This window comes from Hoeflea sp., assembly GCF_984452065.1.
The window spans coordinates 20,321-43,869 of the sequence record NZ_CFHWAF010000015.1; the positions used below are offsets into that span (position 1 = coordinate 20,321).

At 61.0% G+C, this 23,549-nt stretch carries 22 protein-coding genes; 4 read left to right on the forward strand and 18 right to left on the reverse strand.

Annotated features, from left to right (window positions below; all coding sequences use genetic code 11):
• Positions 1 to 63: 63 nt before the first annotated feature.
• Positions 64 to 1,230 (reverse strand): NAD(P)/FAD-dependent oxidoreductase, encoded by a 1,167-nt coding sequence (locus AC5E6N_RS04920; protein WP_491746771.1) that lies wholly within the window; start codon positions 1,228 to 1,230, stop codon positions 64 to 66.
• A 22-nt stretch (positions 1,231 to 1,252) separates the two neighbouring features.
• Positions 1,253 to 1,489 (reverse strand): Lrp/AsnC ligand binding domain-containing protein, encoded by a 237-nt coding sequence (locus tag AC5E6N_RS04925; RefSeq protein ID WP_267990586.1) that lies wholly within the window; start codon positions 1,487 to 1,489, stop codon positions 1,253 to 1,255.
• A 248-nt stretch (positions 1,490 to 1,737) separates the two neighbouring features.
• On the opposite strand from AC5E6N_RS04925, the gene AC5E6N_RS04930 reads away from it, so the two are divergent.
• Positions 1,738 to 2,565 (forward strand): hormone-sensitive lipase, encoded by an 828-nt coding sequence (locus AC5E6N_RS04930; RefSeq protein WP_491746772.1) that lies wholly within the window; start codon positions 1,738 to 1,740, stop codon positions 2,563 to 2,565.
• Here AC5E6N_RS04930 and ccoS read toward each other — a convergent pair.
• The 8 genes from ccoS to ccoN all read right to left on the reverse strand — a co-directional run bounded on the left by ccoS (position 2,510) and on the right by ccoN (position 10,749).
• Positions 2,510 to 2,725: a cbb3-type cytochrome oxidase assembly protein CcoS gene (ccoS, locus tag AC5E6N_RS04935; protein ID WP_491746773.1), complete on the reverse strand. Its 216-nt coding sequence runs from the start codon at positions 2,723 to 2,725 to the stop codon at positions 2,510 to 2,512. The two genes, AC5E6N_RS04930 and ccoS, sit on opposite strands and share 56 nt — an antisense overlap.
• Positions 2,722 to 5,040 carry a heavy metal translocating P-type ATPase gene (locus AC5E6N_RS04940; protein WP_491746774.1) on the reverse strand — a complete coding sequence of 773 codons (2,319 nt, stop codon included), beginning with the start codon at positions 5,038 to 5,040 and terminating at the stop codon, positions 2,722 to 2,724. Before AC5E6N_RS04940 ends, ccoS begins: the two co-directional genes overlap by 4 nt.
• Positions 5,040 to 5,543, reverse strand: a complete 504-nt coding sequence (locus tag AC5E6N_RS04945; RefSeq protein WP_491746775.1) for a FixH family protein — start codon at positions 5,541 to 5,543, stop codon at positions 5,040 to 5,042. The genes AC5E6N_RS04940 and AC5E6N_RS04945 overlap by 1 nt, the downstream gene beginning before the upstream one ends.
• Complete coding sequence (gene ccoG, locus AC5E6N_RS04950; protein WP_491746776.1) at positions 5,540 to 7,108, reverse strand: cytochrome c oxidase accessory protein CcoG; 1,569 nt, start codon at positions 7,106 to 7,108, stop codon at positions 5,540 to 5,542. Before ccoG ends, AC5E6N_RS04945 begins: the two co-directional genes overlap by 4 nt.
• Positions 7,109 to 7,329: 221 nt before the next feature.
• Positions 7,330 to 8,193: a cytochrome-c oxidase, cbb3-type subunit III gene (gene ccoP / locus AC5E6N_RS04955; protein WP_491746777.1), complete on the reverse strand. Its 864-nt coding sequence runs from the start codon at positions 8,191 to 8,193 to the stop codon at positions 7,330 to 7,332.
• Positions 8,194 to 8,196: 3 nt separating this feature from the next.
• Positions 8,197 to 8,373 (reverse strand): cbb3-type cytochrome oxidase subunit 3, encoded by a 177-nt coding sequence (locus AC5E6N_RS04960; RefSeq protein ID WP_491687561.1) that lies wholly within the window; start codon positions 8,371 to 8,373, stop codon positions 8,197 to 8,199.
• A 10-nt stretch (positions 8,374 to 8,383) separates the two neighbouring features.
• The gene (ccoO, locus tag AC5E6N_RS04965) at positions 8,384 to 9,115 is read right to left on the reverse strand and encodes a cytochrome-c oxidase, cbb3-type subunit II (protein WP_491746778.1); all 732 of its coding nucleotides are present in this window, start codon (positions 9,113 to 9,115) and stop codon (positions 8,384 to 8,386) included.
• Positions 9,116 to 9,126: 11 nt separating this feature from the next.
• Positions 9,127 to 10,749 carry a cytochrome-c oxidase, cbb3-type subunit I gene (gene ccoN / locus AC5E6N_RS04970; protein ID WP_491746779.1) on the reverse strand — a complete coding sequence of 541 codons (1,623 nt, stop codon included), beginning with the start codon at positions 10,747 to 10,749 and terminating at the stop codon, positions 9,127 to 9,129.
• A 226-nt stretch (positions 10,750 to 10,975) separates the two neighbouring features.
• Between ccoN and AC5E6N_RS04975 the strand changes: the two genes are divergently transcribed.
• Positions 10,976 to 11,500 carry a hemerythrin domain-containing protein gene (locus tag AC5E6N_RS04975; RefSeq protein ID WP_491746780.1) on the forward strand — a complete coding sequence of 175 codons (525 nt, stop codon included), beginning with the start codon at positions 10,976 to 10,978 and terminating at the stop codon, positions 11,498 to 11,500.
• Positions 11,501 to 11,509: 9 nt separating this feature from the next.
• On the opposite strand, the gene AC5E6N_RS04980 is transcribed toward AC5E6N_RS04975, so the two are convergent.
• Both AC5E6N_RS04980 and AC5E6N_RS04985 read right to left on the reverse strand, forming a co-directional pair.
• Entirely contained in the window at positions 11,510 to 13,318 is a 1,809-nt protein-coding gene (locus AC5E6N_RS04980; protein WP_491746781.1) for a DUF4153 domain-containing protein, read from the reverse strand.
• Positions 13,319 to 13,452: 134 nt separating this feature from the next.
• Entirely contained in the window at positions 13,453 to 14,181 is a 729-nt protein-coding gene (locus tag AC5E6N_RS04985) for a Crp/Fnr family transcriptional regulator (RefSeq protein ID WP_491746782.1), read from the reverse strand.
• 263 nt (positions 14,182 to 14,444) lie between these two features.
• On the opposite strand from AC5E6N_RS04985, the gene hemN reads away from it, so the two are divergent.
• Both hemN and AC5E6N_RS04995 read left to right on the forward strand, forming a co-directional pair.
• Complete coding sequence (gene hemN, locus AC5E6N_RS04990; protein ID WP_491746783.1) at positions 14,445 to 15,797, forward strand: oxygen-independent coproporphyrinogen III oxidase; 1,353 nt, start codon at positions 14,445 to 14,447, stop codon at positions 15,795 to 15,797.
• Positions 15,798 to 15,919: 122 nt separating this feature from the next.
• A complete protein-coding gene (locus tag AC5E6N_RS04995; protein ID WP_491746784.1) occupies positions 15,920 to 17,533 on the forward strand; it encodes a GMC family oxidoreductase in 1,614 nt (537 codons plus the stop codon).
• 43 nt (positions 17,534 to 17,576) lie between these two features.
• Here AC5E6N_RS04995 and AC5E6N_RS05000 read toward each other — a convergent pair whose 3' ends face one another.
• The 6 genes from AC5E6N_RS05000 to AC5E6N_RS05025 all read right to left on the reverse strand — a co-directional run.
• Positions 17,577 to 18,560, reverse strand: a complete 984-nt coding sequence (locus tag AC5E6N_RS05000) for an ABC transporter substrate-binding protein (protein WP_491687553.1) — start codon at positions 18,558 to 18,560, stop codon at positions 17,577 to 17,579.
• A 41-nt stretch (positions 18,561 to 18,601) separates the two neighbouring features.
• A complete protein-coding gene (locus AC5E6N_RS05005) occupies positions 18,602 to 19,462 on the reverse strand; it encodes an ABC transporter permease (RefSeq protein WP_491746785.1) in 861 nt (286 codons plus the stop codon).
• A complete protein-coding gene (locus AC5E6N_RS05010; RefSeq protein WP_491746786.1) occupies positions 19,459 to 20,355 on the reverse strand; it encodes an ABC transporter permease in 897 nt (298 codons plus the stop codon). The genes AC5E6N_RS05005 and AC5E6N_RS05010 overlap by 4 nt, the downstream gene beginning before the upstream one ends.
• Positions 20,355 to 21,164 carry an ABC transporter ATP-binding protein gene (locus AC5E6N_RS05015; RefSeq protein WP_491746787.1) on the reverse strand — a complete coding sequence of 270 codons (810 nt, stop codon included), beginning with the start codon at positions 21,162 to 21,164 and terminating at the stop codon, positions 20,355 to 20,357. The genes AC5E6N_RS05010 and AC5E6N_RS05015 overlap by 1 nt, the downstream gene beginning before the upstream one ends.
• 60 nt (positions 21,165 to 21,224) lie before the next feature.
• Entirely contained in the window at positions 21,225 to 22,682 is a 1,458-nt protein-coding gene (hydA, locus tag AC5E6N_RS05020; RefSeq protein WP_491746788.1) for a dihydropyrimidinase, read from the reverse strand.
• Between the two features lie 39 nt (positions 22,683 to 22,721).
• A partial coding sequence (locus tag AC5E6N_RS05025) for a hydantoinase/carbamoylase family amidase (protein ID WP_491746789.1) occupies positions 22,722 to 23,549 on the reverse strand: 828 nt, incomplete at its 5' end.

The window sequence follows — 23,549 nt, forward strand, 5'->3', positions numbered from 1 at the left end:
GATTCGAGCATGACGCCCTTCCAGCCGCATGATGCTGTCCGGGAAACACGGACGCTGGTGAGTTCAATCCGCCTGCCCTGCGAGTTCCCGCCGCGCCATCATATGGACCCTCGGCATATTGACGGCATCCACGCAGATCAGGCGGTCGTTCTTGAAGTAACGCACGGCGAAGGCGTTTTCCGCTTCGTCACCCTCGATCTCGGTGCGGTCATAGCCTTGCGACAATCCGGCGATCTGCAGCTTGACGTCATACTGGTCAGACCAGAACCAGGGGACCGGATCGTAAGGCTCCTGTCCCCCGAGCATCGCCGTCGCGGCGTGTTTGCCCTGATCGATCGCGTTCTGAACGCTCTCCAGCCTTATGTGCCGGCCGTAGCGCGCGGAGTAAAAGCTGGCGCAGTCACCGGCGGCGTAGATATGGGGGTCGGATGTAAGGCAATCCGTATCGGTCTCGATCCCGTTGCTGATCGTCAGGCCCGCATCGCCCGCCAACTCGCAGACCGGTTCGGCGCCGACCGCCATCAGCACCATGTCGGTCTCGATCACCTGACCGTCCGCAAGCCTCACGCGTTCGACGGACCCTGCCCCCTCCAGGGCCTCAAGACGCGCCTCGACATGGATTGCCACCCCGTGGCGTGTGTGCAGCTTGTGGAAATAGGACGACATCTGCGGGCAGACGACGCGCTGCAGCACGCGGTCCATTCCCTCCACCACGGTCACCTCATTGCCGAAGGAACGCAGCGCGGAGGCAACCTCGAGGCCGATATAGCCGCCGCCGATGATGGCAACGCGGCTCGACGGCATAAGCGCGGTGGAGATGGCTTCGACATCGGCGATCGTGCGCATGTAGAACACACCGTCCAATTCGAGGCCCGGCACCGGTATTTTTCGTGACCGTGTGCCGGTGGCCAGCAGGAGCTTCGAATAACCGACGGGTTCGCCGCCCGCAGGTGAAATTGTTCTTGCCGCCGGATCGATCGCTTCAATCCGGCAAGACAGACGGGCGTCGATATCGAATTTGTCGAAAAAGTCCCCGCCTTTGAGCATCAGCCGGTCGAGGGTGAGTTCGCCCTTCAGGAAAGCCTTGGACAAGGGCGGCCGCTGGTAGGGCGCATGCGGCTCGTCCCCGATAAGGACCAGCCCGCCCTCATAACCCTGCTGGCGCAGGGTTTCGGCGGCTTTCAGCCCGCATTGGCCGGCCCCTATGATGATAATGGGTTCGATCGTCATGCAGTTCGTCTCGCCGGCGGGGTCAGAAGGCGGTGAAGGTCATCGTCGTCAGCGACCGCGCAATGCCCGGGATATTCAGGACATTGTCATGGATGTATTTGCCGATGTCCTCATCCTTGGGAACATAGATCTTCATCATGAGATCGAACTCGCCGGAGGTCGAATAGAGTTCGGAAACGATCTCACGGTCGTAAATCTTGTCGGCGACGGCATATGCCTTTCCGGGTTGGCATTGAAGTTGAACGAACACGCATGTCATGGCATTCCCCATCACGGCTCCGACGTCTTTGCAAACGCGGATTGAAGGCTGCGATATGCTTGCCGAACGGCTGACCGACAAGCTGCTGGAAAGTCTATTACACTCTTCATGACGGCAAGCAACCACACAAGCACGGGCATACACGCCAGGACCGCATGGCCTGCCGGTTGCCTGCCGCACTTGCGCAAAACGATGCTTTCGGGTCACAGTGCATGGCTGCAACGACGTTAGGAAAAGGGCCGTCTGCCATGCTGATGCATCAGATTTCCGATTGGGACGATGCTTATGCCAACGCCGCAAACATACCAGGCGGCGAGGATTTTCCGGCCAGATGGGCGAGCGAGGCCGAAGCGTTCCGGGCGCGCTTCAACGGATCCGATCAGGCGCAACTCGATGTCGAATACGGAAACGGCGATCGCAATCGATATGATGTGTTTCACCCGCCCGAAGCGCCCGGAGGGCTGGTGATCTACATTCACGGCGGCTTCTGGCGCGCCTTCGACAAATCGTCCTGGTCGCATCTGGCGGCCGGCGCCCTGGCACACGGCTTCAGCGTCGCCATGCCATCTTACACGCTGTGTCCCGACATCCGCGTTTCAGGCATAACGGAAGAGATCGCGGCGGCGGTGACCGCGATATCGCGGACGGTGCAAGGCCCCATCCATCTGACCGGCCATTCGGCGGGCGGCCATCTGGCGACACGCATGGTCTGCCGCAACACGCCGCTTGGCGCGGACGTCCTGGAGCGCATTCGGCGTGTCGTATCGATCAGCGGCGTGCACGACCTCAGGCCGCTCATGCGCACCGAAATGAACAAGACGCTCGATATCGACCGCATGGAAGCGCTGACCGAGAGCCCGGCACTGCTGGAGCCGATTGCCGACACGAGGCTGATTTGCTGGGTCGGCGGCGGCGAGCGGGCCGAGTTCATACGCCAGAACGCGCTGCTCGCCAGCATCTGGAAGGGGCTTGGCGCGGCGACCGTCGGCATCGAAGAACCGGACCGCCATCACTTCAACGTCATTGACGGCCTTCGGGAGGCCGATCATCCTCTGACATGCGCGCTTTGCGCATAGGTTCCTTGTCCGGCAGCGGGCCGTCGCTGTCGTCGAGGATGCGGTGCGCGGCCCCGTCGAGATCGTCATACTGACCCGACCGCAGCGACCACAGGAAAGCAACCAGCCCCATGGCGCCGAGAAAAAGCGCCACCGGTATCAGGTAAAGCAGATTGTTCAATTGCCCTGCTCCACAGGCGCCGGCGCAAATCCGGCCCTGTCCTCCTTGTCAGCGGCCACGTTCCGTTTCAGCATTTCGGCATCCGCCTTGGCGCCCATGCGAAGCCGCAGAGCATTGGCCACGACAACAATCGACGACGATGACATCGCCAGTGCCGCGACCAGTGGCGTGGCGTAGCCGAGAATTGCCGACGGAATGGCGATCATGTTGTAGATCACCGCAAGCCCCAGATTCTGGCGGATCAGCTGACCGGACTTCTTCGAGATTTCGATGGCCTTGGTCACGGCGGACAGGCTCTCGTGCAGGAACACGAAATCGGCGGCATTGCGGCCGACATCGGCGGCCGTTGCCGGCGCCATCGATACATGGGCGCTGACCAGCGCCGGAGTGTCGTTCAGCCCGTCGCCCACCATCAGAACCTTGTTGCCGTCCTCGGTAAGCCGCGCGATATATTGTGCCTTGTCACGCGGCAGCGCGCCGGCCCTGAAGGTGTCGATGCCCAGCGCCTCGGCAAGTCTGCACACCACGCCGGCCCGGTCACCCGATATCATCTCGACCGGCCCGGTCGCCTTCAGTGCGGCCACCGTCGCCGCAGCATCCCTGCGCAGGCGGTCCTCGAACACAAATGCCGCCAGGAAGCGTCCATCGGCGCTCAGGACGGCCTGTCCCTTGTCGGTATTGGCCTCTTTTGCAAGCTGATCGGTTCCCGAAAACGCCCAGTCGGCGCGTCCCAACCGGTAGGTGACACCGCCGCGCCGCGCCTCAAGACCGGCACCGGGCGTTTCCTTGATAGTGTCAAATGCCGCACCGCCCTCGATCCGCCCGGCCGAGCGGGCAAGCGCCCGTGACAGCGGATGACGGGAGTGGACACCAAGCTGCGCGGCAAGTTTCAAGTGAGCCGGCTCGATCTCGTCGCCGTTGAGCAATCGGGGCTGGCCGAGCGTGAGCGTCCCGGTCTTGTCGAACACCACCATGTCGGCCTGGGCAAGCCGTTCCATGGCGGATCCCTCCTTGACCATGACGCCGTTTTCAAACAGCCGGCCCGCGGCGACGACCTGTACGACGGGAACCGCAAGCGCCAGAGCACAGGGACAGGTAATGATCAGCACCGCGATGGCGATATAGAGCGAATGCTGCCAGTCGCCCGATACGATCGTCCAGCCGATAAAGGTGAAAAGCGCGACCAGATGCACGATGGGTGCATAAAGCTCGGCGGCCCGGTCGGCGATGCGGCGGTATCGCGCCTTTCCGCCCTCCGCCCGTTCCATCAGTTCCATCATCTCGGCCAGGAAGGACTGGCTGGCCGGCGCCATCGCCTCGATCTGAAGCGCGCCCGTCAGATTGAGCGTACCGGCCCGCACGATACTGCCCTCGGAAACCGTTTGCGGCGCGCTTTCCCCGTTGACCAGCGAGCAGTCGAGATCGCTGGTGCCGGAAACAACCCGGGCATCGACGGGAATGCGGTCCCCGGCGGCAAGCAGCATCATGGTCCCCGTCGTGATATCGTCGACCGCGACAAATTCCCGCGAACCGTCGGCCTTCAGGGTCATCGCGCCGCGCGGCGCAAGCTGTGCCAGCCCCTTGACCGCGGACCTCGCCCTTTCACGCATCAGGTGGTCGAGCGTGCGGCCGATGAGCAGGAAGAAAAGCAGCGTCACGGAGGCATCGAAATAGACATGCTCGCCGGAATTGGCCGTCTCATAAAGGCTCATCGCGAAGGCCAGAGTCACCGCCAGTGAAATCGGCACATCCATGTTCAGCCGTCGGTTGCTCAAGGCGTTGTATGCGGAATGGAAGAAAACCCGTCCCGAATAGGCAAGTGCCGGAGCCGCGATCAGCGCGGAAATCCAGTGGAACAGATCCCGTGTCGCGGCCTCCGCGCCGGACCAGACCGACACGGACAAGAGCATGATGTTCGCCGCCGCAAATCCGGCGACCGCAAGCGAGCGCAACATGAGCGGAAGGGTCGAATCCTCGTTCTCGCTCGAAAAATCGAAAAGATGCGCCTCATATCCAAGGCCGTTGAGGGTCTCGACGATGGCATCGGGCTCTTCGGCCGTTTCCGACCAGACCACGCTGACCCGTCTGGTCGACATGTTGACGCGCGCGTTGGACACGAAATCGAGTGCGTTGAGACCGTTTTCTATGGTTCTGATACAGGCGCCGCAATGAATGCCGGGCACGCTCAGATCCGATTGCCGGAGCCCCTCGCCCACCGGACGGCTGGTCAGCCGCAACTCCTCGGTCGAAGGTCCGGCGTGCAGCGCCCTTTCCAGCTCGACCGCGGACTCCGTTCCGGGTGCGCAGCAGCTCATCAGCCTTCCTCGTCCGCCTTGACATGGACGCGCTGGACATCACTGAACAGCACGCCGGAATCGCGCATAGCCCTGATCTTGATCAGCCATTGGCCGGGGTCGATCTCATGGGCCGCGTAATAGCTGCCGTCGCCCATGCGGTTCAGCTCCAGCGTCCGGTCGCTGTGCTCTTCCACCGGCCGGCTGATAACGATACTGACACCGTCCGCTTCGATCGGCGTTCCCAGCGCATTGGTAAGCCGATAGCGGACCGAGCCGCTATCGACTTCCAGGGCCGAGGACCAGCCACGGGCCTTCATGGCTTCGACCCGGGCAACCTCGTCATCGAATTCCTGGCTTGCCACATAGGTGTTCTTGACGATGAGCCCGCTCCAGCTTGAACCGGCGAAATAGGCCAGCGTCAGATTGACCGAAACGATTATCCCGTAGAACATCACCATGATGCCGAGCATGTGCCAGCCGGTAAACGGTCCACGGAAAATACCCTGTATTCCTTGCATCATCTGTCCTCCGGAGCGTCAAAGGTCGCGTTGTAAACATCCCGTTCATTGCTGCTCTTGTCTTCCGCAATGATCCTGAATACCGTCCTGCCGGGCTGAACCAGATCCGGCGGCTGCCTGATATAGACTTTCAGGTTGCGCAGCCTGTCAGGTTCGACCGGGATGGCGAAGGAGCGCCCGTCCGGCTGATCGATGCCGGTAATGGCCATCGTTGCCCCGGGCAGCCCTTCGATCGAGACGAAAATGACCCGCGGCTCGGCGATCATGTTGAGCAGCTTCACCGTATAGCCGTTGCGGATCGACCCGTCCGACAGGGTGACGTATTGCGGATTGCGGTCGTTAAGAACGTTGACCTCCAGCCGGTCGCGCGCGCCAAGCGCAATGAGCAGCCCGATCCCGACCAGAGCCCAGATCGAGAAATAAAGCACGGTGCGGAAGCGCAGCAGGATCTTCCAGTTGAAATGCTGGACCTTGTCGATGAACGAGCCGTCGGCATTGCGCACCAGCGACGGATTGATCGGCTCGGTGCCGCCCGCCGTCGCCAGGCTCATATTGTCGGAATACTCGCTCAGCGTGGCATAGGAGATCAGGCCGCGCGGCTTGTCGAGCTTGTCCATAACCGCATCACAGGCGTCGATGCACAGGGCGCAGGTAATGCACTCGAGTTGCTGACCGTCGCGAATATCGATGCCCATCGGGCACACGACCACGCAGGCGTTGCAGTCGACGCAGTCGCCCACCACCTTGCCCTCGGCCTTGGCCTTCTTGGCATGGCGCGACCGGGGTTCGCCGCGCCAGTCATTATAGGTGACAACAAGCGAATTCTCGTCGAGCATCGCTGCCTGAATGCGCGGCCACGGGCACATATAGGTGCACACCTGCTCGCGCATCAGGCCGCCGAAGACATAGGTCGTGGCGGTCAGGATTGCGACGGTGATATAGGCGACCGGTTCCGCGTTGGCGGTGACGAAATTGACAAGGAGCGTCGGAGCGTCGGCGAAATAGAAAATCCACGCGCCGCCCGTCGCAACCGCGATGATCAGCCAGATCGCGTGTTTGGATACGCGTTTGACGATCTTGTCGAGGCTCCAGGCCGCCGCATCCAGCTTCATGCGCTGGTTGCGCTCGCCCTCGATGGCGCGTTCCACCACCAGGAACAGATCGACCCAGACGGTTTGCGGACAGGTATAGCCGCACCACGCCCGCCCGACCGCCGTCGTGACCAGGAACAATCCAAGCCCGGCCATGACGAGAAGACCCGCGACGAAGAAGAATTCCTGCGGCCAGATTTCGATGAAGAAGAAATAGAAACGCCGATTGGCGAGGTCGACCAGGATCGCCTGATCGGGCGCGAACGGTCCGCGGTCCCAGCGCAGCCATGGCGTCAGATAGTAGATGCCGAGGGTAACCAGCATGACCAACCACTTGAAGCGGCGGAACTGGCCGCTGGCACGCTTGGGAAAGATCTTCTTGCGCGCTTCGTAGAGCGGCTTGCGTGCCCACGCCGCGTTGACGGCATCGGCATCGAACTGCTCGACATTGGTGCTTTGAGAACGTGTATCCGTCATTGTTTCATCTTCGGTTGCGGTTGGTTTTCAACGCGACGCCGGTCCTTTTTCGTAAGACCTTCGCGTCAAAGGCAGGCTGTATCAGGCCTACACCAGACCACCCCTTTGTTGATCCGGCCGCTATGCGACCGAACGAAGCAGCGCGGCGATGTGCCTCAAAATCCTTTGTTTACAACCGGATCCGGGGCACGGGGTATATCACCGCAGCCGCATTTTCCGGTCTATTGACCGCCGCCCAGCGAGTGGACGAACACGGCGAGCTGCTTGACGACCGGATCGCCAAGACGCTCCGCCCAGCCCGGCATGACGCCATGCTTGGGGTTGGCGATCTGCTGGGCAATCTCGTCTTCGGAGCCACCGTAAAGCCAGATGGCGTCTGCCAGGTTCGGTGCTCCGAATTCAATGTCGCCGGTTCCGTCATCCGCGTGACAGACCGCGCATTGCTCGGCATAGATCGCCGCACCGGCTTCGGTCAGCGCCGGGTCCGAGGGGGTTCCCGTAAACCCGTGCACATAGGCCGCCACCTGCCGGATCTCGCCCGGCTCCAGGAGGTCAGCATAGACCGGCATGTCGGAGAACCGCGAATCGTCATCCGTTTCCCAGCGCACGCCATGTGCAATCGTGTGATAGATGGCGTTGATGTCGCCGCCCCACAGCCAGCTGTCGTCATTGAGGTTCGGATAGCCCGGCGCACCCTGCGCTCCGGACCCGTGGCACTGTACGCAGTTGACCTTGAAGGCCGCTGATCCGCCGGCGACGGCAAACTGCAGCAAGTCGGGCTCGGCGGAAATCTCCTCGACCGGCATTTGTGCGATTCGGTCCAGATATTGGGCCTGGTCCGCCTTGGCCGCCGCCATCTCCCGGTCGACATTGGCCCGGCTGGAATAACCAAGCAGCCCCGGTGTCGCGCCCTTGATGAGCGGGATTGCCGGATAGGCAATCATATAGCCGATCGCCCAGATAATGGTCGCGTAGAAGGTGATCACCCACCAGCGCGGCATCGGCGTGTTGAGCTCTCTGATGCCGTCCCATTCGTGACCGGTCGTCTCAACACCACTGATTTCGTCAATTTGCTTCTCGGACATCACTTAATCCTTGTTATCCTCTTTCCGGTCGTCGTCGTCTTCCAGTGGTATGCGGGCAATCTCGTCGGCCTTTTTCTTGCTGCCGGGCCGGAAGGTGTAGATCACCGCCACAACAAAAACGATCACCAGGAAAAGCAGCCCCCAACTGTCGGCGAAGGTCCGCATGGTTTGATAGTCCATGACCGGTCCCCTATCGGTAACCTGACGTTGGGTCGTAGCTGGAGAAGTCGACAAGCGTGCCGAGCATCTGCAGATACGCAACGAGTGCATCCATCTCCGTCAAACGGGCCGGATCGCCATCGAAATCGCCGAGCACGGCTTTCGGATAACGCTCCTCGATACCCGACCAGTCGGCATCCGGATCGGCCTGAGCCTCAAGATCGGCTTTGGCGTTGGTCACCATGGCCTCGTCATAAGGCACGCCGACCGCCATATTGGCCTGCAGCTCCATCTCGATATTGGCGTAGTCCAATGGAGCATCCAGCAGGAACGCGTAGCTGGGCATGATCGACTCCGGAACGACGGAGCGCGGCTCGATGAGGTGCTGAACATGCCACTCGTTGGAGTACCGCCCGCCGACACGCGCCAGATCGGGCCCCGTACGCTTGGAGCCCCACTGGAACGGATGGTCGTACATCGACTCCGCCGCCAGCGAATACGGCCCGTAGCGCTCCACCTCGTCGCGGAAGGGACGGATCATCTGACTGTGACAGACATAGCAGCCCTCACGGATATAGATGTTCCGGCCGGCCAGCTCGAGCGGTGAATAGGGACGCATGCCCTTCACCTTCTCGATGGTGTTCTCGAGGTAGAACAGGGGCGCGATCTCCACGATACCGCCGATACTGACGACCACGAGGGACGAGACCAGCAGAAGCGTCGCGTTCTTTTCCAGGATTCTGTGTTTATCGATGAATGCCATTGTCGTTGCCCCTATTCAGCCGGCTGCATTGCGGGTTGGCTGCCCGGAATGGGAACCTCTTCGCGTTCGCGTCCGCGGATCGTCATGAAGATGTTGTAGGCCATGACGATGCCGCCGACGAGATACAGCGCGCCACCGATCGTTCTGAGGATGTAGTAAGGCTTCATCGCAGCGACGGACTCGGCAAAGGAATAGACCAGGAAGCCCTGATCGTCATACTCACGCCACATCAGGCCCTGCTGGATACCGGCCACCCACATGACCGCCGCATAGATGACGATGCCGAGGGTCGCGAGCCAGAAGTGCCAGTTGACCAGCCGCAGCGAATAGAGCCGCTGACGATGCCACAGTTTCGGCACGAGATAGTAGATCGCGCCAAACGAGATCATGCCGACCCAGCCCAATGCACCGGAGTGCACGTGACCGATGGTCCAATCGGTGTAGTGGCTGAGGCTGTTGACCGCCTTGATCGACATGACCGGTCCCTCGAAGGTGGACATGCCGTAGAAGGCGACCGCGACGACCATCATGCGGACGATCGGATCGGTCCGGATCTTGTCCCACGCCCCTGAAAGGGTCATCAGGCCGTTGATCATACCGCCCCAGCTCGGCATCCACAGCATGACCGAGAAGACCATGCCGAGGGTCTGCGCCCAATCGGGAAGTGCCGTGTAGTGGAGATGGTGAGGTCCGGCCCAGATGTACAGGAAGATCAGCGACCAGAAGTGGACGATCGACAGGCGGTACGAATAGACCGGCCGTCCGACCTGCTTGGGAATGAAGTAGTACATCATTCCAAGGAAGCCCGCCGTCAGGAAGAAGCCGACGGCGTTATGGCCGTACCACCACTGCGTCAGCGCGTCCTGAACGCCGGCAAATGCCGAGTAGCTCTTGGCTCCCAGGAACGATACCGGCACCGCCAGATTGTTGACGACGTGCAGCATCGCAATCGTCACGATGAAGGCGAGATAGAACCAGTTGGCCACGTAAATGTGCGGTTCCTTGCGCTTGAACAGCGTGCCGAGGAAGACCAGCAGGTAAACCACCCAGACAACGGTGAGCCACAGATCGACATACCACTCGGGTTCCGCATATTCGCGGCTCTGCGTAATGCCGAGCAGGTATCCGGTCGCAGCCATGACGATGAAGAGCTGATAGCCCCAGAACACGAACCAGGCGGCATTTCCGCCCCACAGGCGCGCCCGGGTCGTACGCTGAACCACATAGAACGACGTTGCCAGCAGAGCGTTTCCGCCGAAGGCAAAGATCACGGCCGATGTATGCAACGGCCGCATGCGCCCGAAGTTGAACCAGGGTTCGATATTGAGGTCGGGAAAAGCCATCTGAGCCGCGATGACGACGCCGACCAGGAAGCCGACGACCCCCCAGAACATCGTCGCAACGGCTCCGTATTTGACCACCTCATCGAGATATTCCGATTCGGCGGCCTCACCGGAGGCAGGCTGTACCGTTCCGAACGATGCCTGGCGCAGCAGCAGCACGACGGAAACGAGCAGCACGAAGAACAGCACCCACATATGGGCTTCAAACAGGCTGTCCCGCGCGAATGCTGCACCGAGCAGAGCAAGGAAGGCTCCGATCCCCACAGCAACGGTTTCAACTCCAAATTTCATAAATGACCCCCAGTCAGGCAGCTTATCCGTGCGGGCAGGACGCACGGTCCCACCGATCAGGACGGCTTATTTCAAAATACGCCTCGAAATTCCTTGATCTCGATCAATGCAACGGTTGACCTTTCGCCGCATATCTCACGGCTATGCGGAATGCCTGTTTGACGATAGCCAATTCGACCAACCTCCAGCGGCGAGGGTCTGACACATGGACTGGCAGGAGGTAGCGATGAATCAGCCGGCGGCACTCGATCTGATTGACGAATCAGCCCGGTTTTTCAGCGAACCCGGCGGCGATCCGCTGGTTGCATTGGAAAAGGCTCACATGACGCAACTGACCCTGTGCGACATGCTGGAGCAGATAGCCGATTCGATTCCCGGACAGATCAACCGGGAGGTCTGCAGCCGGCTTGCGGCCGGCCTGCTGCCGCTGATTCGCGACATTCATCAGTTCGAAGAGGAAATCCTGTATCCACAGGCCCTGAACCGCCTCGGCACCGCGCCTGAAATCGAAGCGACGATCAGACGCCTGCGATACGAGCATTGTGAAGACGAGTGTTTTGCCGAAGAACTGGCGGACGCCCTCTATGAACTCGGCACGGGCAAGGCGCCGCGCAATCCGGAAGCGACCGGCTACATGCTCCGTGGCTTTTTCGAGGCGATGCGCCGCCATATCGCCTTTGAGCACGAACATCTTGTCCGCCTGCTGCGGCAGGCCGCCACGGACGGCCAGCAGGGCCTTGTCACCGGTTAGACCGGAAAACTATTCGTTTCGCGGCAGCACCAGATTGGCGCGGCCGAAATTGATCACCGTGCGGTCCCGGTCGATCCGCCCGTCGATCTCGATCAGCGCCAGATGGGCGGCGCCGCGGTCTCCGGGAAGCACGAACACCAGCGGTTTGGACTGGCTGTCATCCTGAGACGCCCTCACCTTCTCAAGCAGCACCATCGACGCGATTTCCCAGTCATAACCGTCATGGGCAATGACCAGCTTCCCGTCCTCGACCGTAATGACGGGCCTTTCGTTTTTTGCCGGCTGACCGCCTGTCCAGTCGTCGCCGAACCGGTGCACGCCCGAGAGAACAGCGTCTGCGCCAAAGTCGAGCTGGACGGGATTTTGGGCTGAAAAATAGACCGGGATCGGACGCCCCGCCCCGGCAACGTCCGAGGGCGAGCGGACAAATCCCAGAACCTTCAGCGTCGCGTTCAGCCGGGCCCGCTTCCCGCCGCCCGAAAACGGATCTTCCGGATGGTCAAAGAACCACGGCGCCAGGAGATCGAGGCGATCGGCGCGCGAAAGCAGTGTAACGATCGAGTAGCCTTCGTCGGAGATGTCCGGATCGACCCCCCCGGCAGGATCGACCCTTCCCTCTTGCAACTGTCCAGCCTCCTCCATCAGGGACGCAAGCCGTGAAAACTGGCTCTGCACCGTCATGGAGGCCGCTCCCCAGGGGCCGAACGAGCCTGCAAGCAGAAGAATTGCAAGCGTGCCGACAATCACCCTCGGCCGCGCCGCCGAAGGACGGACAGAACACCACAGCAGCGTTAGAAGCAGCCAGAGTCCGATAACCGCGAGCCCGTAACGTTCCGGCGTGAGGCCGTAATCGCTGACCCGCCGGTAGAGCCCGATGGCCAGAAGGCACAAGGGCACAATCAACAGGAAGAACCACAGCCTGCCGAACGTCCTCAGAAACCAGGATCCGCCGTCCGCCCATGGTCTGGCGATCAGCCAGACCGCCGTGCCGCCGATGGAGAACAAAAGCACCATCAGGCCGATCTGACCGCGCGGCAATTCCCACTGCAGGAGGATACGTCCGGCATAAAGGTAAAGGATGGCGACATAGATCAGCACGAGCGGGACAAGCAGATAGTTGAGAAGCAGTCTTGATCCGGAGATCAACAGCCCGGTTTGGGTTTGAGGATCGAAACTCTCCGTCAGGTCGCTGGACACCATCGACAGGCCGAAGAGCGGGCCGACAAGCGTCACCGCGGCGCAAAAAAGATAGGCTGTGCTGTTGGAGCCGAAACTGACGGCAAACAGGTATTCGACGCTTTCAACAATGGCTGCGAGGCCGAGAAAGAACACAAGGGCGACGATAACCGAAAGCACAATCGCCATCGCCAGACGCGCGTTGAACATCCACATCGCATTGTCGTCACCATCGGCAAGGGTGCCGGCGACCATGACGCAAAGCAGAAGGCCCGGCATCCAGAACATCAGCAGCACCGTCATTTCGAGAGCCGCGGCAAACCAGAATGGAACGGTGGCCAACAGGCCGGCCGCGGCGGCCACCGCGACGCCGCGTATCGCGCTCCAATGCCGGCTTTCGGCATAAAGATGCGCTGCGCCGGACGCCAGGAGAGCGGATGCCAGCGCGCCGTAGAGCGGCTCGGCAAAGAGCCGGTGCGCGCGGCCGTCCGGGTCGTAGATGCTGCCGGGATCGATCGCGCCGGCGATGTGCAGGATACCGGTGACGAAAAGCAGCACGCTGAACGCGACCGGAAGCGGGAAGCGGTAAACGGTTTGCGACAGATCGGGCAACAGTCGCCCCAGTCGATTTGAACGTGCCATCAACAATCGTCCCGGCTGCGCGCCGGCGGACCTCTGAGAGGTGCGGCGGCTCAAACCTTTGTTTTAAAGGCACGATCATGGCCAAATTCGGTCTGTCGGTGGCGCTGCGGCCGGGTCAGGTGACGGATGATCGCCTAAATGCTGGCGCGATGAGCAAGCCGTTTCAAATCCGGAACGGTCACATGACGGTTGTTTTCGATCTCAACGACACCGTCCTTGCGCAGCTTCGTCATCTGCCGGCTGACGGTCTCGATTGTCAGCCCGAGGAAGTCCGCGATATCGGCACGGGTGAGCGGCAACTCGAAGGAGACACCGTCTTCGCCCTCCGATTCCGGGTTGATATGGGTGGCTATGAGATAGAGGAAACTCGCCACCTTTTCGGCCGCCGTCTTGCGGCCGAGCGTGACCATCCATCCCCTCGCCTCGTCCAGTTCGTTCAGCGTCTGCTGAAGAAGCCGATGCTCAAGCGACGGGCTGTCCTCGATCATGCGATCCACCGCACCGCGGGGAAAGCTGCACAGGCGCACGGTCGTCGCCGATTCCGCGTTGGTTTCACTCGAGGACTTGAATGGCCGGCCAAGGAAATCCGGTGCAAACTGCAACCCGACGATCTGCTGCCGGCCGTCGGACAGGATCTTCGTGAGTTTGACGACGCCGGAGAGAATATTGGAGTAGTGGGTGACCGTTTCGCTGTCGGCGACAAGAGCCGTCCCGGCCGACACCTCCTTGCGGCTTGCGATCTTGCTCAGACGCTGCAGTTCTTCCGGCGTGAGGGACCCGCACATGCCGTGATGACGTGCTTCGCATGCCTGGCAAAGTGCCGGCATCTCCGAATTGTGAATATCCCTGCGTTTTTCTGTCATTTTATCCGGTTCGACGAGCAGTCGTCCTGCATCTAATTAATACACTTTCAGCAAAAATGCGACCTGTTGACCAAATTTGAGAGGCTTTCCTGCAAACTCCTCATCTCCTTGCAAGACAAGGCTTTGCGATCAATCGGAAGGGGTTGCTTCAATTCGCCTCACCCTTGATCAGGATCAAATCGCGAAACCTGCAAGTCCGCTAAAAAACCGGCAACGGGTGGCAAAGAGCGGTGCCAAACCGCCATGGAAGCGAGGGAACTGCGATGCAGGACATATTGATCGATCGATTAAGGAAGCCGACACCGCGCTACACCAGCTATCCCACGGCACCGCATTTCCACGAGGGCATCGGAGCGGCGCAGTACGAAAGCTGGCTGAGCGCCATACCGAACGGCAGTTCGCTCTCCCTCTATGTCCACATCCCTTTCTGCGACCGCCTGTGCTGGTTCTGCGGATGCACAACCAAACAAACCAACAAATACAAGCCGGTAGAGCGCTATCTTGAATCCCTTTATCGGGAGATCGGGACCGTCGGAAACCTCACCGGATCCCATGCAAAGGTCAACGCGCTGCATCTGGGCGGCGGCTCGCCGACCATGCTGGAGCCACGGGATTTCGAGCGCCTGAGGGCGGTCATCGACGCGCATTTCGGGTTCACGGCAAATGCCGAAATCAGCATCGAGATGGACCCGAACGACCTTGGTGAGGACAAGTACGATGCCATGGCGGCGTTCGGAGTGACGCGCGCCAGCCTTGGCGTGCAGGATTTCGACGAAAAGGTCCAGGCCGCCATCAACCGGCCGCAAAGCTTCGAGCAGACGCGGGCCGTCGTCGACGCGATGCGGGCCCGCGGGGTCGGTTCGGTCAATCTCGACATGCTGTACGGCCTGCCGCATCAGAATCTGCAAACCATTGACGACACCGTCGCCAGGATCATCGCACTCGATCCCGATCGCATCGCGCTCTTCGGCTATGCCCATGTGCCATGGATGAAAAAGCATCAGCGGATGATCGACGAGACCCGCCTGCCGGACGTCCGCGAGCGGTTCGAGCAGGCAGCCCATGCCGCCCGGCGGCTGGCGGAAAACGGTTACCACAGCATCGGCATGGATCACTTCGCCCGGCCGCACGATACGCTCAGCAAGGCCGACCGCAGCGGAACACTGAACCGGAATTTCCAGGGCTACACGGTGGACGATGCGGACGCCCTGATCGGCCTCGGCGCCTCTTCGATCGGACGCCTGCCGCAGGGCTATGTTCAAAACACCCCCGCCACCCATGACTATCAGCGCCGGGTCGATGCCGAGGACGGCCTCGCCGTTGTTCGCGGCCTCGAACTGACCGGCGAAGACCGGATGCGCGGCTGGCTGATCGAGAGACTGATGTGCGACTTCCAGTTCTCCTCATCGGAGCTGACATCGCGCTTCGGCGCATCCGCGAACGCGGTCATCGACGAGGCGTGCGCGCTTGCGGCCGGCGATGACAGCCGGCTCTTTGTCATGGAGGCCGACACGTTCAGGGTGACGGAGTTCGGACGCCCCTATGTGCGCACCATCGCCGCCGAATTCGACTGCTATCTCAAGCGGGGAACCGGCAGACACTCGGTTTCCGTCTAGATCCGCGAACCGATACCTGCCCCGTGAAATGCGGGTCCGTTCGGGCTTGCACTTGCCTGCACCTCAGCCATGAAATAGACCCGAATGCGTGTCATTGCGGCCGGCATCGGGAGAATTCGGCGATGTATGATTATGTGATCGTCGGCGGCGGTTCGGCGGGCTCGGTGCTTGCGGCGCGGCTGAGCGAGGATCCGCGCAAAACGGTGTGCCTTCTGGAAGCGGGCGGCGACGGCAAGGGGCTGTTGTTCCGCATGCCGGTCGGTGCCGCCACCATGCTCTCGGGATGGCCCGTCAGGATAAACAACTGGGCCTACGAGACGGTTCCGCAGCCCGGTCTCAATGGCCGGCGCGGATACCAGCCGCGCGGCAAATCGCTTGGCGGATCGAGCGCGATCAACGCCATGCTCTATGTTCGCGGGCACCAGAGCGACTACGACCAGTGGGCGGCACTCGGCTGCGACGGATGGTCGTTCGAGGACGTGCTGCCCTATTTTCTGAAAACCGAGAACAATGAGCGGGGCGGTGACAGGCTGCATGGAACGGGTGGGCCGCTACAGGTGTGCGACCAGCGTTCGCCGAGACCGATCAGCAATGCGTTCGTGGACGCCGCCGTGGAGTGCCAGCATGCGCATAACAGGGATTTCAACGGTGCGGATCAGGAGGGCGCGGGTCTCTATCAGGTGACCCAGTTCTACGATCGGGATCGCGGCGGCGAGCGCTGCTCCGCGGCCGCCGCCTACCTGCATCCGAACGAACACCGCGAAAACCTGACCATCATCACCAAGGCGCACGCCGTGCGTATCCTCTTCGACGGCAGGCGCGCGGTCGGCATCGCATATGGAAAGGGCGGAAAGGACCGCGAAGTGCGCGCGCGCAACGAGGTCATTTTGAGCGGCGGCACGTTCAACTCGCCGCAATTGCTGCTGCTTTCCGGGGTCGGCCCGGCAGACGAACTGCGCAGCCACGGCATCGAGGTGGCGCACGAACTGCCGGGCGTCGGCCAGAACCTGCAGGATCATCTTGATTATGTGTTCCTCTCGAAGAGCGGAAAGACCGACCTTATCGGCCTCTCGCTGAGGGCGCTCGGCACAAAGATCGCCGCCGCGACCGAATGGACGCGGACCGGCAACGGCCCCCTCGCCTCGCCGTTTTCCGAAGCCGGCGCATTTCTGAAGACCGATCCGGCGCTCAAGCAACCGGATGTCCAACTCCACTTCGTTGTCGCCATGGTCGACAACCACAGCCGCACGCTGCATTTCGGCCACGGCTATTCCTGCCACGTATGCGTGCTGCGCCCGCATGCGCGCGGCGAGGTCGGCCTGACGGACGCCGACCCGCTTAAACAGCCGCGCATCGGCCCGCGTTTCCTCTCCGACGGGCGCGACGAGGACACGCTGCTCGCCGGCGTGAAACTGACGCGGCAGATACTCGAGGCCCCGGCCCTGCAGCCGTACCGGAAACGGGATGTCTATCCCTATTCCGGCCTCAGCGACGAAGAATTGCGCCAGGACATCCGCGCGCGGGCGGACACGGTGTATCACCCGGTCGGCACCTGCAAGATGGGAACGGACGACATGGCGGTCGTCGATCCGAGGCTGAGGCTGAAGGGGCTCGAAGGCCTGCGTGTGGTCGATGCCTCCGTCATGCCGACCATCATCGGCGGCAATACCAACGCACCGACGATCATGATCGCCGAAAAGGCGGCGGATATGATCAAGGCCGACAACGGCATCTAAAAAAGGGGCTCTCAGGCCCCTTTTTCAGGTTTCGGTGTGCCGGTCACATACCCTTGGTGATCTTGTCCGTATGCGAGCCTTCCGGCGCCTTCGTGATCACCGGGTCCGAGCCGCCTGCCAGAAGCGATTTGACGGTGCGGTCGTGGTCCGCCACATCCAGCGTCCCGTCCGAACCCGCGACAAGCTTGTTGATCTCGCGCATCATGCGCTTCTGGTGCTTTTCGGTCTGTGCGCCGGTCGCATCGTTCTCAAGCACGATTTCGGCTGCCTCATCCGGGTTTTCCTCGGCATATTTCCAGCCCTGCATCGATGCCTTGACGAAGCGCTGGAACATATCGACCTTCTTCGGATCGTCGAGGTCTGCTTCCAGCGCGTAAATTCCGTCTTCAAGCGTCGCGACGCCCTGATCCTCATACTGGAAGGTGATCAGATCTTCCGCGGCGATGCCGGCGTCGATGATCTGCCAGTATTCGTTATAGGTCATGGTCGAGATGCAATCGGCCTGCTTCTGCAGCAGCGGATCGACGTTGAAGCCCTGCTTGAGGACTTTGACGCCGTTTTCCGAACCGTCCGTCGGAATGCCAAGCTGGCTCATCCACGACAGGAACGGATACTCGTTGCCGAAGAACCAGACACCGAGTGTGCGGCCGCGGAAATCCTCCGGCGACTTGATGCCGCTTTCCTTCAGGCAGGTCAGCATCATGCCGGAGCGCTTGAAGGGCTGCGCGATATTGACGATCGGCACGCCTTTCTCACGCGAGGCAAGCGCGGAAGGCATCCAGTCGATGATGACGTCCGCGCCGCCACCGGCAATCACCTGTGCCGGAGCGATATCCGGTCCGCCGGGCTTGATTTCGACATCGAGATCGACGGCGTCATAAAAACCCTTGTCTTTTGCAACATAGTAGCCCGCGAACTGGGCCTGGGTGACCCATTTCAACTGCAGAACGAGCTTGTCTGCAGCCATGGCCGCGCTGGAAGCAAGGCCCATGGACAGGCCGAGCGCCAATGCCAACATCTTCTTCATTTCAGTCACTCCTCTGGTTGAGGCTCCGTCTCTTAGTCTTGTCAACTCCTGTAGGACGGATGCCAGAATGTAACAGCGCGTTCAAGCAGGGCCAACAATCCATAGGACAAAGAGCCTGCAAGCGCTGCAACGAAGATTTCAGCCCAGACCATGTCGATATTCATGCGACCGACCTCGGTTGAAATTCGAAAACCCATGCCGACGATCGGCGTGCCGAAAAACTCGGCGACAATTGCTCCGATCAATGCGAGCGTGGAGTTGATCTTAAGGGCATTGAAGATAAACGGCATTGCGGCGGGAAGCCGCAGTTTCAGCAATGTCTGCCAATAACTGGAGGCGTAGGTACGCATCAGGTCCCGTTCCATCGCACCGGCCGCTGCGAGACCGGCCACCGTGTTCACAAGCATCGGGAAGAACGTCATGACGACGACGACCGCGGCCTTGGACTGCCAGTCGAAGCCGAACCACATCACCATGATCGGCGCGATTCCGACAATCGGCAGCGCCGCGACGAGATTGCCGATGGGCAACAGGCCCTTGCGCAGGAACGGCACGCGATCGACGGCGACGGCCACCGCGAATCCGGAAAGACATCCCATCGCATAGCCGGCCAGAACCGCTTTCAGGAATGTCTGTGTGAAATCGGCCCAGAGTATATCGGTCGATGTCACGATGCGCGCCCAGATCATCGTCGGCGACGGCAGCAGGACCGGCGAGATGTTGAAGCCGACCGTAATGCCCTCCCAGACCACGATCAGGGTAACACCGAAGATCAGCGGGATCAGCAGGTTGATCCCGCGGGCGAGCAGCCGGTTTGACGGATTGAGCCTGACCAGCATGCTGTTGGCGAACCATGCCGCCACCCAGAAGAACGTCGCCGCGACGATAGCGCCATTGTTCATCGCGCCATCCCCATACGGTTCATGACGATACGCGAGGCAAGATCGACAAGCATGACCAGCAGAGCGGCAAGGATCGCGGCGGCGATCAGCGCCGACCATATCTGGATCGTCTGGCCGTAATAGGATCCCGTCAGCAGCCGGGCGCCGAGACCGGCAACGGCCCCGGTGGGCAATTCGCCGACGATCGCGCCGACAAGGCTGATGGCGACCGCCACTTTCATGGAGGTGAAGAGGAACGGCACGGCCGACGGCCAGCGCAGCTTCCAGAAAGTCTGCGGCTGGCTGGCATTGTAGGTCCGCATCAGGTCGAGATGTCTGGGATCGGGCGAGCGGAGGCCCTTGACCATTCCGACCGTCACCGGAAAAAAGGACAGATAGGCTGAGATCAGCGACTTGGGCAGCAGCCCCGATATGCCGATGGCGTTCAGGACAACGATGATCATCGGCGCGATGGCAAGGATCGGAATGGTCTGGCTGGTGATGACCCAGGGCATCAGGCTCTTGTCCAGTACGGCGGAATGCACGATCATCACAGCCAGCAGGATGCCCAATAAGGATCCCATGGCGAAACCGAGCAACGTCGACGACATGGTGATCCACGTGTGATAGAACAGGCTGCGCTTGGAGGTGACTTTCTTCAGCGCTGTGGTCTCCCAAATCTCATTGACCACCTGATGCGGCGCCGGCAGCACGGGCCGCTCCTGTGCCATGGTCCTTTGAACCATCTGCATCGTCGTCAGCGTCGTATCGGCCCTGGCCGCCTGATCGCGTTCGAACGGTGCGTTGAGTATCACGGCAAATCCGTACCAGATGACCACGATCAGCGCGACCACCGTGCTGACGGGCAGGACACGGTCGATAATCCAGCTGTTGATCCCCCGGAATTGCGCCATCAGCCCTTCGCCCTGATACGGGCAGGCATATGGTCCTCGTAGGAATGCCCCTGTCTCAGCCCCTCGCGCACCCTGTGTGCGATTTCCAGGAATTCCGGCGTCTCGCGGATATCCAGCGTACGATCGTGGCCCAACTCACAATCGATGATCTCGTGGATTCTCCCCGGCCTCGGGCTCATTACGACGATGCGCGTCGACAGGAAGACCGCCTCCGGAATGGAGTGCGTCACGAAGACGACGGTCTTCTTTGTCTTCGCCCAAAGCTTCAAAAGCTGTTCATTGAGATGATCCCTGACGATTTCGTCGAGCGCACCGAACGGTTCGTCCATCAGCAGCATGTCCGGGTCGAATGACAATGCACGGGCGATCGAGGCGCGCTGCTGCATGCCGCCGGAAAGCTGCCAGGGGAATTTCTTCTCAAAGCCCGTCAGGTTCACCAGATCGAGATTGCGGCTGATCAGGTCCGCCCGCTCCTTCTTTGGGAAACCCATGACTTCCAGCGGCAGCGAGATATTGCCTTCGATGGTCCGCCATGGATAAAGAGCGGCGGCCTGAAAAACATAACCATAGGCTCTGGAGAGTCTTGCCTCCTCGGGCGAGACGCCATTCACCGAAATCGATCCGCCGGTCGGCTTTTCAAGATCGGCGATGACCCGCAACAGCGTTGTTTTCCCGCATCCGGAGGGGCCGATGAGAGACACGAACTCTCCGGTCAGGACCTTCAAGTCGATATCGGACAGAGCGTGAATCGGCCCGTCATTGGTCTGAAAGGTCAGATCCAGATCCTGCGCGTCGATAACGATACTCATCCGCAACGCCCCGCGGCGGGCGGCAAATGGCTATTTGAAACGGACGTCAGCCCCATGCCCCTAGACCCCGCTCGCCGGAATGCCGGTGCGCTGGACCTTTCTCGGCGCGGTGACTTCCTTCCATTTTGAAAGCGCCCGGCTGACCGGGTGGAAGGGTTCACGCGCCACATAAGCGCCGTGGCCTTCCTTGGTCTTGACATCTCCGTCGTCAATTGAAATGTGACCGCGCGACAGGGTGAAACGCGGCAAACCTTTCACTTGCTTGCCCTCAAAGACATTGTAATCGATGGCCGATTGCTGGCTCGACGCACTGATCGTCTTTTCCTTGTTCGGATCCCAGACCACGATATCGGCATCGGAACCGACCAGGACCGCTCCCTTTTTCGGGTAAATATTCAGTATCTTGGCGATATTCGTTGAAGTTACGGCAACAAACTCGTTCATCGTCAGCCGACCCGTCACGACACCGTAGGTCCACAGCATCGGCATACGGTCCTCAAGTCCCCCGGTGCCGTTCGGAATCTTGGTGAAATCGCCGACGCCGTAGCGTTTCTGCTCGGTGGTGAAAGCGCAGTGATCGGTCGCCACGACCTGGAGCGAACCGGCGGCAAGACCATGCCAGAGCGAATCCTGGTGTTTCTTGTCGCGGAACGGCGGCGACATCACCCGCCGCGCCGCATGATCCCAGTCCTTGTGCTTGTATTCGCTGTCGTCGAGGGTCAGGTGCTGGATGAGCGGCTCGCCGTAAACGCGAATGCCTTTCTGGCGCGCCCGGCGGATTGCCTCATGCGCCTGCTCGGACGACGTGTGCACCACATAGAGCGGCACATGCGCCATATCCGCGATCATGATGGCGCGATTGGTCGCCTCGCCCTCAACCTCCGCCGGCCGCGAATAGGCGTGCGCTTCCGGCCCGTTATTGCCGTCTGCGAGAAGTTTTGCCTGCAACTGCGCCACCACATCGCCGTTTTCCGCATGGACGAGCGGCATTGCGCCCAGTTCGGCGCAGCGCTGAAAGGACGAGTACATTTCGTCATCATCCACCATCAGGGCGCCCTTATAGGCCATGAAGTGCTTGAACGTATTGATGCCCTTGTCGCGCACCACCTGTTCCATTTCATTGAAGACCTGCTCGCCCCACCAGGTGATCGCCATATGGAAGGAATAGTCGCAATTGGCCCGGGTCGACTTGTTGTCCCACATCTGGACGGCTTCCAGAAGCGACTGGCCGGGCGACGGCAGCGCGAAGTCGACGACCATGGTGGTCCCGCCGGACAGCGCCGCGCGCGTACCGCTTTCGAAATCATCCGACGAATAGGTGCCCATGAAGGGCATCTCGAGATGCGTGTGCGGATCGATGCCGCCGGGCATCACATAGCAGCCTGCGGCATCCAGCACCGTATCCCCCGACAGATCGGGGCCGATTTCGGTGATGACACCGCCCTCGATTTTCACATCCGCCGAATAGGTCAGGTCGGCGGTAACGATTTGGCCGCCTTTTATGACTGTGCTTCCCATAACTTCCTCCATGCGCCGAGCAACGCGAGATCGGGTGCTCTATTCTACGATTTGCGCCGTTTCCACGACCGCGTGGAGCAGGACATCCGCGCCTGCGCGCGCCCATTCCGGCGATATGTCTTCATCCTCATTGTGGCTGAGCCCGTCGACGCAGGGGCACATGACCATCGCCGTCGGAGCCATACGGTTGATCCAGCATGCATCATGGCCGGCGCCCGATACCAGATCGCGATGCGAATAGCCCAGCCGCTCGGCGGCGCTCCGCACGGCGGCAACGCAATTGCCGTCGAAGGCCACCGGATCGAAATGACCGGCCTCTTCGATCTCGATCTCCAGCCCCAGATCAGCCGCGATCTTCGCCGCCCCGGTTTCGATGCGCTGCTTCATGTCATCGAGCACATTTTGATGCGGCGAGCGGATGTCGATGGTGAAAACCACCTTGCCGGGAATGACGTTGCGCGAATTCGGATAAACGTCGCAATGGCCGATCGCACCCACCGCCTCGGGCTGGTGGCTCATCGCGGTCTCATGGACCAGTTCGGTAATGCGCGCCATGCCGAGGCCGGCATTCTTGCGCATCGGCATCGGCGTGGAACCGGTGTGGCTTTCCTTGCCGGTCAGCGTGATCTGTATCCACCACAATCCCTGACCGTGGGTGACGACACCGATGTCCTTGCCCTCGGCTTCGAGGATGGGGCCCTGCTCGATGTGCAATTCGTAGAAGGCGTGCATCTTGCGTGCGCCGACCTCCTCGTCGCCGCGCCAGCCGATGCGGACAAGTTCGTCGCCGAATTTCTTTCCATCCGCGTCGACCCGCTCATAGGCCCAGTCCTGCGTATGCATGCCGGCGAAGACGCCGGAAGCCAG